The following is a 7,835-nucleotide window of genomic DNA, read 5'->3' as shown; positions in this document are numbered from 1 at the left end:
CTTCTCCAACGACCCAAACAGGTATGAATTGCGCATTCCTTTCCAGCAATATCAAGACTCGTTTGATTGTGAAGTAACCTTGGGGGATATAACAGTTCAAGCCTATAACGCATTTGATACAGTAGGTTTTGCCCAACTACGCATTTACCAATCAGGAACAAAATATTACAACAAACCGATAGGCTTAGATTCAAAAATTGAAGCTAAAGATTGCAACAGTGAAGTATATAAGAGCTTAAGAAAAGTCTGGGCTGGAGCAATCGGATGTGACTTTTACTTCAATCAAAAAAGGATATCAAAAGAATCAGAGTTTAACGCAGAAAGTGTCTACTTTGATTTCTCTCAGTTTAATAGCGATACGGTGATTCACTACGATATTTTAGCTGGAGAGAATTATCGTACTGCGCCATTAGATCCAGAGACTGGCAAGTGACTCGGTTAACTAAGCGACAATTCATAGAGAGGAGTATCGCATTGGTTCTGGTTTCAGTGAGCGCACTATCTGGGTTGTACTCGATACTGATTTTCAGGCATGCCTTGTCCTGGCAGCTTGTTCAGCATTGTGATGATAGCGAGCGCTTATGGTAGTCATAGCGTTTTTTCCACTTCTTGTTGGAGCCCTAGAGCTTCTGGCAACCTACCGCTAAGTTACGAGAATGCCCTTGTTCTCAGAAGACTGCTTCCAGTTATTTGTTTTGTAACGAGGTTTCGCGGGTAAAGCACTGAAAGAAGCCGTTAACGCTTAATACAAACCGTTCAATCAACCAAGCGGCTAAATGACAATGACATTTGGTCGCTTGGTTGATTTTTGCGAGTAATAATAACGATTGATACAAAACGCTTTACGACAAACTGCCCATTTTTTATTGTCTCCATTTTTGGCTTTCTCTTCGGCGTGTTGCCAATACTCTGCCGCCGCACTCCATTGCTTTTGCCTTTCAAATAGAGCTGCCTGTTGTGAAAGTTCGTTGTAAGACAGTTGTGTCAATGTATCTAGCTGCATTTTTCACCTATAAAAAAGTATGAACTTTCGACATAAAAACAATCATTAAGCTTACTTTAATTGGGCGGTCCAAAAACGCCCTCGCTTTGTTTCAGGTTCTGAGGGAGGAGGGGTCTCAAAACGTCTGATGTTATCAATGATTGTGATTAATGAGTGAATTTCAGGACGCTGGTACGTTTTGCTCTTTCCGCTTTTAACATCCCGGATCGTAAGATGGTATTGTCCATCATAGTAGGAAATCACAAATCCTTTGTATCGAAACTGTTGTTTGCTCATTGTTACCTCCTGAACATATAAAATACACGTTCCTACAACAATGTTAAGCATGATATTTCTTATATTAACGTCAGAATTTATACCTAAATCATTTCTTTACACAACACAATCTGTCACGCAAATCTTCGTCTTAATTAAATCAGGGGCAACCGAGGATGCGGCTGTTTTGGGTAATACTTGCGAACTCTTCAACAAGTTATATTATATCGAGTCGACAGTGAGCAATAACATCAACAACGAAAGATAGAACTGGTAAAGTTAATTAATCGACACACAATGCAGGAGAATTAAACAATGTCAGAATATCTTAATTGTTTAATGCCAAAGCTCGACTCTCTTGTGGCGCAATGCGCTTCCAATTGAATTTTCGCAAATTGCAACAGCTCAAGGTCATCGGGTGATCGCCTCCCAATCAATTTATACAGAGTAAGCTATCCTCCATCCCAAAAGGAGTATATCTATCTTCGCTAGTCATGTTCAATGTCAAGGTATCCTTCATATTAATTTTCCATCTCTTATTGGTTTGAGACATATTACTAGAAATATAATAAGTAGAATTTAATAAGGATGCGTCAAAATCATTTGAATTCCAAAGATCGCTATAGTTGTTTTTTGTAGCCCCTATACTTCCTGGAATGTATTTGCTACAAATACTATTGACGTGAATAAAATTTCGACCTTGAGTTACCTTATTAGATAGTTCATAGTAATTCAAATCAACTCCATCAACAATAATCGGTTTAGGTTGGTGAAATTGAGATATTTCTCTTGTGCTAAACACAAAGTTACTCGAATCATCATAAAATTGGATGACAACAGAGCTAGTCGGAGATTCATTTAAATTAAGTTCATAGTAAAGAGAGCCATTTTCTACGAAAAACCGATCCTTTCTAGAAATTTTTTCTTCTGTAATAACGCGTGAAAAAACCCTAGTGTAATCATAATTTTCCTCAAGAGTAAAAATTTTGTACTTCAAATAATTATTTTGGGACTCGACTAATACTGGGACAATAGATGCTGGATTTAAATAACTTACACCCGTTATATCTTTATCATCAAAATAGGTACTTAAAAACTCTTTACCATAATAATCTGCAAAACCATATGTCATACCTGAATAATGATTGTAACCATATCCATGAGCACTTTCATGGAATAAGGTTTTCTGAGTTTTTAGGTCAAAAGGTCTAAAAGATGCTGCACCAGCTGTAATATAGTCAGTCCAAATTGACGCCCACCCCGAACTATTGGTTTGAATGTCATCTAGATTAGGCGTACCTCCGCCCCCAACTCCCTCATTAGAATAAGGACCTGAAAGCGTTTTCAAGGTTAGTCTATGCCCCTTCCCCCCCATTTTCATATAGTTTATATTAGCAACACTTTCACCATTACTAGCACAAGCGCTCGGATAATCTGTACATCCACGCTCACGATAGTATCGTAATAGTTCAGGTAGGAGAGCCTTGTGGTTAAACGCTTTATGTAAGTTGCTAGAAAGCACCCAATACACACTGCTTTGCTGAGCATCTGGATCTGAATAGCAAGGAGTTGAACATAACTTACCTTCCTCAGAGGACATTTCTCCAGCCAAAGTTATTTGGGGTAAAAACATCCCTAACGTATTATAGAAAGAAGCTCCAGTAATATTTTCACTAAATAATATCTCAGACTTACTGAATGGTTGAAGCGTGACATCCATTGAAACCAAAACAGGATTGTCATGCTCATTTGTCTTGACCAACATTTTGTTAATTCTATCAGGCGTATTATTTATCACTTCAAACTGATTTGAACCTAAATCAATAATATCAATGTCATCAAATCTATAAACTTGTTTTCCATTTGAATTCAACTTAACGAAATTTTCGGTTTGTAAGACTGTAACATCAATTATTTTTAAACTATCACTAGTCTTATAATCAATGCTATTTACACTTAAAAAATCCCCACCATCGCTTGAAGTCCATGGATAATCTGATATCACAACTGGAGGGGTTCCGCCATCTGTTGAAGGGTTATTGTCACCATCGACAGATAGTTGCTCAACATCACTTTCCTCACTGCATGCCGATAACATAATAACTAGAATAAAAAGCATTTTGTTAAAATTCACTTTGATTAATGAAACCTTTATACTGCGCAGAAAAGAGGGTGAATAGTATTGCGGCTTACTTGTGTACTCAAGATTAACCAAAGGAAATAAGAGTTTTCCTACACTTTTATTTTGTAAGGCTTTTATGTGTGAATCCCGACCGAACTGCTCCAGAAGTCTTGGACACTGTGTTAAGTGAGTATATTCTCTAACGAGGTGGATAATAACAACTAAGAAAACACGAATCAAAGCCGGGTATAGTTACTAAAATCATTCACTCAATCGCTACCAAATTGAGTGAATAATTCAGAAGTGTAAAGTCAGACTAATAATGCTCTGTCCGATCAAGGGTAATAGAGTGACAACTTAAGCAAAACCAATAGAAGTTTTGCCCTTTAGAATAATAGCGTGTCAACATTATTGAGCGTCGCATACAGCAGATAGCCTGTCGGGATACATTTTGATAAGGCACTCTTACTGGGTGGAACCGATTCATTACCAACATTTTTATTGTCTCTGTACACATAACGCCCTCACCTGTTTATATGAACTTCTTTTAGTGAAAACTCCCTTTTTTACTTTAGCTTTTGATACCGTTAAAGAATTAAGATGGCTTAGCGTTTTCTTCGTAATTTCGGACTTGAGCTTCCCAAAATTGTTGTAACAATATGAAGAAATATTGACGTTGTTTTTGCTTCAGAATCTTGAGCATCGCTCGCTCGAAAGTGTATTCGTGCCGGTTCACTTGATTACGAATCTTGCGTGTGTCTCTTAGGCTTAATAAATAGACTTCTACCTCAATGATTTTTCTTGCTTCAGACTCGCTAAATCCCTGGTCCTCAAGTAGTTTAATGCTCATATGATGTAACATCATATTTGGAATTTGCAGTGCTTCGAAGGTGTTCTTAGGTAATAGCATCGTCAAGTTCTCTCAATGTAGATAATGAGAATCCGTGCTCAGTTATTCCATGCTTGTAGTAAAGTGAATGAGTTTTTCAAAAGTACCCTCTCCAATTTAGAGAGTTATTTTCATGTTTGGCGGCGTTATTAATAGTGTTATGCGCGTTGAAAATCCATTATCTCGACAATGGAATTAACGTTGAATTTTTCTAGAATTCTAGATTTGTAAGTGCTAACTGTCTTTGAGCTCAAAGATAATAGTTCTGAGATTTTCTTGTTTGAGTAGCCTAGAGATAAATAGCCAAATACTACTGATTCACGCTCTGTTAGATCAGGGAGTTCATGCGCTATAGCCAAACTCTCTTTGAATGCATAAAGCCCTCGATAGGTTACCAAAATGGCTTCATTAATTAGTGAGGTGTCTTCTGTCTTAAGTATGTAACCATTAGCACCTACTTTCTTAGCGGTATGGTTAAAGAGAGGGTAATTATTTGAAGAAACAAATAAAACCCTGCCTTTATAACCACTTTTTCTAATACGCTGAATGAAATCTAAGCCATTGCCATCATTCAAAACGATATCAAGTATGATCATATCAATACTCTGTCCACGAAGAATACGGTGTGCATCCTTTATCGAATCTGATTGAAAAATCTCAGTATTAACAGTAATGCCATTAAGCATTGATGCAAGAGCACGTCTAATAATTGGTTGGTTATCTAATATAAGCGTTTTAATTGAGTTCATTGCAACCTCTTTTGAATCAGTTTATATGATATCCCTTCCTTGTATTACGAATGCTTATATAATAATAAATATTAATATAAAAGTATGGAAAGTCATCAATTCCAAATTGGAAACTCTATAACCAAGCTTTAATTAATCGCGGCTCACTGACATTTTGGATTGATGCGACAAGACTAGAGCTCTACGCCGAGGCCGCAGTTTTGGAGGAACGAGGTCACCCTCGCAATCTAGCGGTCGGATGCCCGAAACGATGGTGAGCGCCTAACAATCAGTCATGTTAGGCGTGTTTTTATCTGAAAACGAAGCCTTTGAATCGAGCAAAAAACTGCCCAGCCGGGCAACTTTTTGCTCGATTCAAGCAAAAAGTTGCCCGCTCAAAGTAGATGAAAAAAATAAGTCATTGAAAATACAGAATTTTTAAAATTGGCACAGTACTTGATTAATAGTGAACAACTCGCCTTTGAGTAGACTGATCAATATTGGTTTGACCTTAGCGCCAAGGGTTTTCTCGGCGATCTGAGTAAGCTCTGTGAGATGACATAAGGTCGCTTCATGTGCTCGTCATTTTTTAAATATCGATGGGCATAATGTCCATTTAATAGTAGGAGGCTATATGCCAAAAGCAGCAAGGCTAGGTGATACCGGATCGGAGCACGATTGCTTCCCACCAACACCAATCATTGCAGGGAGTCCAAGTGTGATGATTAACTTTCAGCCAGCAGTTCGCCAAGGTGATCCACTGCAAGATCATGGCTGCCCGTGTGATAAGACCCCTCATGGCAACCACCCTAGAAGTGTCGCGGAAGGTTCGTCGAGCGTATTTATTGACGGTAAACCCGCAGCACGTTTTGGGGATTCGATAGACTGCGGAGGAACAATATCGTCGGCATCATCCGATGTCGAGATAGGATAATATTCCAACCTCACTATCGTCTAATAGGCTGTAGGCCTCTCGGTTACAGCCTATTGATTTTAATCTCTGTTTGGGTGATTGAGGATGTGGTCTTCCCAGTTAACAACATCGATTTCGTAGACCACTTTATTACGTACGCTCTCCCCTGCTGCATGCATAGCAGACTTAGAGCCCGTGATTAACGGGTGCCATTCAGGAAGAGGTTGCTTCTCAGCGAGTAAACGATAAGCACAAGTGTGCGGAAGCCATGTGAAATCATCAATATCTTCACGAGTTAGCTTGGTACACTCTTCACCTGAGCTAAAACGGTTTGGGTAGTCTTTACACGAACAGGTTTTACTGTTTAACCAACTACACGCCACGTTGGTGTAGTAGATCTCATCGGTGTCTTCATCCATCAGTTTGTGCAAGCAACATTTTCCACAACCGTCACAAAGGGACTCCCATTCATTTTCGGTCATCTCTTCGAGAGCTTTTTGCTGCCAAAACTGCGTCATATGGTAACCCCAAGTGTTCAAATATCATCGTGGAAAAGGAAAGCGGAATTTATATAGATCCTTTGTCCAAAGTGCAAGTGATTCCTCTAGGGGTTAACCGATATGCATCTATGGTATTCAAGGCTCTACTCTTCAAGCCTTTGATTTAGTTCGGCCACTTTCCAACTTAAATTATTCAGACGTCTTTTCAATTCATCAAACTCTTGCCGAGCTTGCTCGTACTGGCGTTGCTCAATCAAGTTTTCTACATAGCCTACTCGACCATAGATTGGCGATAGGCTGACAGCAAAGTCCTCCAATGATTTGGTTTCATTCGCGACCTGTTGCCAGCGCTGTTTCTTAGCGAGCAGCGCAATATTTGCCATCTTTGTGCGTATTTCACTAAACCGAGCGATAAATTCATTCGCCTGATCGAGCGCGAACTGTTGGTCTTGATATAGGGTCTGGCTTATCTGTTCAACTTGCTCGTCTCCTGCATACAGTTTCTGCAAAACATTGAGTTGTTCTAGCGCCTTTAAGTAAGGCTGCTCAATAGAGACTTTGGTTTTCTCTTCAATCGACGTCTGATACATAGGGATCAGCTCAGCTTGAACAGCAGCTAATTTTTTCGGTTTAGTATGCTCCACATAACGATCAAGGTTGCTTGTATTGATTGCGGGAACTTCGACCGACTGCTTGAACTGGTATTGATTGATGAAGCTCGGATTGTAATAGAGCCACCCACACACACCACTCACGACAAGCGTCGATACAAGTGTGCCCGTCAAACTCCAGTAGTAACGGCGACGCGTGACTCTATTGTCGTTTTCTCGCTGCTTTTCTTGGCGCTTTATCGCCGTATGATAACGCGTTTCTATTTGATCAATATGTTCAAACAGAACAAATCCAACCCCTTCAAAATCAACGTCCACTTGAGGCTGTTGAAGTGTCATCCAGTGATGGATTCTTTCGCATACTCTCTCGCTGCGATAAAGATCTCGCAACTGCTCTTGAGAGGGTTTCATTTTCTTTAACTCAGGAATGGCCTTGCCATTGACCCAATCTAAAACTTCTTTGCGCATTTTGGCCGATTTTAAGTCCGGCTTGGGTAGCAAACTCAAGCATTGTATTAGGAGCTCTAAACCATTGGCATAACCCGCCACCCCCTCAATTTTCAGCTTGGCTATGGTTAGATAGCTACACATGAGTAAGTCAACACCTGGTCCCTTAGCTAGGTGTTCACACGCTTCATATACCTCTTGCCAATTAGTGCCACCAGACAGGGGATTAAAGCGACTATTAATCTCATCTCTGATTTTTTGATAACTTTCGAGATGTCTGATTGAGTCAGAATCGGCTGTTACACGATAAACAACTTGGTCAAGTAATACTGTATTGGACATAGATACTTCGTCCTGTAGAAAAGGA

7 protein-coding genes and 3 pseudogenes are annotated in these 7,835 nt (G+C 39.5%); 3 read left to right on the top strand and 7 right to left on the bottom strand.

What is annotated here, in order from left to right; genetic code table 11:
• Nucleotides 1–433: pseudogene (locus ACQEXT_RS12660) on the top strand (hypothetical protein); the annotation flags it as partial.
• A 133-nt stretch (nucleotides 434–566) separates the two neighbouring features.
• Here ACQEXT_RS12660 and ACQEXT_RS12655 read toward each other — a convergent pair.
• The 5 genes and pseudogenes from ACQEXT_RS12655 to ACQEXT_RS12635 all read right to left on the bottom strand — a co-directional run.
• Nucleotides 567–668 (bottom strand): annotated as a pseudogene (locus tag ACQEXT_RS12655) (IS5/IS1182 family transposase); the annotation flags it as partial.
• A 104-nt stretch (nucleotides 669–772) separates the two neighbouring features.
• The gene (locus tag ACQEXT_RS12650; RefSeq protein WP_426952331.1) at nucleotides 773–1,003 is read right to left on the bottom strand and encodes an ANR family transcriptional regulator; all 231 of its coding nucleotides are present in this window, start codon (nucleotides 1,001–1,003) and stop codon (nucleotides 773–775) included.
• 688 nt (nucleotides 1,004–1,691) lie between these two features.
• Nucleotides 1,692–3,392: a hypothetical protein gene (locus ACQEXT_RS12645; RefSeq protein ID WP_426952329.1), complete on the bottom strand. Its 1,701-nt coding sequence runs from the start codon at nucleotides 3,390–3,392 to the stop codon at nucleotides 1,692–1,694.
• 583 nt (nucleotides 3,393–3,975) lie between these two features.
• Nucleotides 3,976–4,290, bottom strand: coding sequence for a hypothetical protein (locus ACQEXT_RS12640; protein ID WP_426952327.1), 315 nt, complete (start codon nucleotides 4,288–4,290; stop codon nucleotides 3,976–3,978).
• Between the two features lie 137 nt (nucleotides 4,291–4,427).
• Nucleotides 4,428–5,018, bottom strand: a complete 591-nt coding sequence (locus tag ACQEXT_RS12635; protein ID WP_426952325.1) for a response regulator — start codon at nucleotides 5,016–5,018, stop codon at nucleotides 4,428–4,430.
• 98 nt (nucleotides 5,019–5,116) lie between these two features.
• Between ACQEXT_RS12635 and ACQEXT_RS12630 the strand changes: the two are divergent.
• Nucleotides 5,117–5,242, top strand: a pseudogene (locus ACQEXT_RS12630) (IS5/IS1182 family transposase); the annotation flags it as partial.
• A gap of 389 nt (nucleotides 5,243–5,631) precedes the next feature.
• A complete protein-coding gene (locus ACQEXT_RS12625) occupies nucleotides 5,632–5,931 on the top strand; it encodes a type VI secretion system PAAR protein (protein WP_426952323.1) in 300 nt (99 codons plus the stop codon).
• Between the two features lie 59 nt (nucleotides 5,932–5,990).
• Here ACQEXT_RS12625 and ACQEXT_RS12620 read toward each other — a convergent pair whose 3' ends face one another.
• Together ACQEXT_RS12620 and ACQEXT_RS12615 are read right to left on the bottom strand one after the other, a co-directional pair.
• Nucleotides 5,991–6,428: a YcgN family cysteine cluster protein gene (locus ACQEXT_RS12620; protein ID WP_269377758.1), complete on the bottom strand. Its 438-nt coding sequence runs from the start codon at nucleotides 6,426–6,428 to the stop codon at nucleotides 5,991–5,993.
• A 125-nt stretch (nucleotides 6,429–6,553) separates the two neighbouring features.
• Complete coding sequence (locus ACQEXT_RS12615; protein ID WP_426952321.1) at nucleotides 6,554–7,810, bottom strand: type VI secretion system ImpA family N-terminal domain-containing protein; 1,257 nt, start codon at nucleotides 7,808–7,810, stop codon at nucleotides 6,554–6,556.
• Nucleotides 7,811–7,835 lie beyond the last annotated feature (25 nt).

Origin of the sequence: Vibrio sp. TRT 29B02 (assembly GCF_050113655.1) — a bacterium.
Lineage (GTDB): Bacteria > Pseudomonadota > Gammaproteobacteria > Enterobacterales > Vibrionaceae > Vibrio.
This window is presented reverse-complemented; position numbering and strand designations above follow the sequence as displayed.

What these genes read in the sequence shown, in the direction of transcription:
- ACQEXT_RS12615 (WP_426952321.1), bottom strand. Translation starts at nt 7,810, where the DNA reads ATGTCCAATACAGTATTACTTGACCAAGTTGTTTATCGTGTAACAGCC.
- ACQEXT_RS12640 (WP_426952327.1), bottom strand. Translation starts at nt 4,290, where the DNA reads ATGCTATTACCTAAGAACACCTTCGAAGCACTGCAAATTCCAAATATG.
- ACQEXT_RS12620 (WP_269377758.1), bottom strand. Translation starts at nt 6,428, where the DNA reads ATGACGCAGTTTTGGCAGCAAAAAGCTCTCGAAGAGATGACCGAAAAT.
- ACQEXT_RS12635 (WP_426952325.1), bottom strand. Translation starts at nt 5,018, where the DNA reads ATGAACTCAATTAAAACGCTTATATTAGATAACCAACCAATTATTAGA.
- ACQEXT_RS12625 (WP_426952323.1), top strand. Translation starts at nt 5,632, where the DNA reads ATGCCAAAAGCAGCAAGGCTAGGTGATACCGGATCGGAGCACGATTGC.
- ACQEXT_RS12650 (WP_426952331.1), bottom strand. Translation starts at nt 1,003, where the DNA reads ATGCAGCTAGATACATTGACACAACTGTCTTACAACGAACTTTCACAA.